We start from the raw sequence: 288 nt of genomic DNA on the forward strand, positions 1-288 counted from the left end.
TTTCGCCACGCTTATCCCATGTAATTATAAATGGTAATTGTCGTTCATCTCGCATAGCGTTGATATGCTCTAATGAGTCATGAGCCATAGCTACATCAATCATTGTTAAGCCTTGTTGACTGTACTGCTCATGTAAAGCGATTAGTTCTGGCATTTCTTGGATACAGCCCGGGCAATCTGTTGCCCAAAAAGTAACTAGAATGGGTTTACCATCATATTGCTTTAGAGCGTGAGACTGCCCATCTATATCTGTAAAAGAAAGATCGGGGCGCATTGAAGAGCCATTAC

1 protein-coding gene is annotated in these 288 nt (G+C 41.7%); it reads right to left on the reverse strand.

Translation table 11 applies throughout. The annotated features are described in order from the left end of the window. Positions 1–274 (reverse strand): peroxiredoxin family protein (locus AC3A8L_RS21405; protein ID WP_487964304.1); only part of this gene is annotated, 274 nt, incomplete at its 3' end. Positions 275–288: the final 14 nt, after the last annotated feature.

The organism is Marinagarivorans sp. (assembly GCF_982758155.1).